Here is a 326-nt window from a genome sequence, read left to right as displayed (position 1 = left end):
CGCTGCTCGCGGAGCGCCCGCTGAATCCGTACCGGGCCGCCGAGATCGGCTCCGACGTGCTCACCGCGCTGCGCGTGCTGCACGCGCACGGCTGGACCCACCGCAACATCACCGCGCGCACGGTGCTCGTCTGCGACGACGGACGCGTCGTCCTGACGGGTCTCGCCGCCGGGGCGGCCGAGGAGGCGCTGTGCGGCTACAGCCCGGTGCCGCGACCCGAGGACGCGGAGCCGGACGAGGACGGCTTCGGCGGTCCCGCCGTCGAGACCGGCCCCACCGGCCCGTACGTGCCGCCCGCCGGCCTGCTGCCCGCCTCCCGGGGCCCG

The 326-nt window shown here is 77.9% G+C and carries 1 pseudogene; it reads left to right on the top strand.

Annotated elements, in window-relative coordinates:
- Window positions 1–326 (top strand): annotated as a pseudogene (locus G3I41_RS36265) (hypothetical protein); the annotation flags it as partial.

It is taken from the genome of Streptomyces sp. SID9727 (assembly GCF_010550605.1).
Classification (GTDB): Bacteria; Actinomycetota; Actinomycetes; order Streptomycetales; family Streptomycetaceae; genus Streptomyces.
The sequence above is the reverse complement of the archived record's forward strand: the minus strand, read 5'-3'. Positions and strand labels throughout refer to the sequence as shown.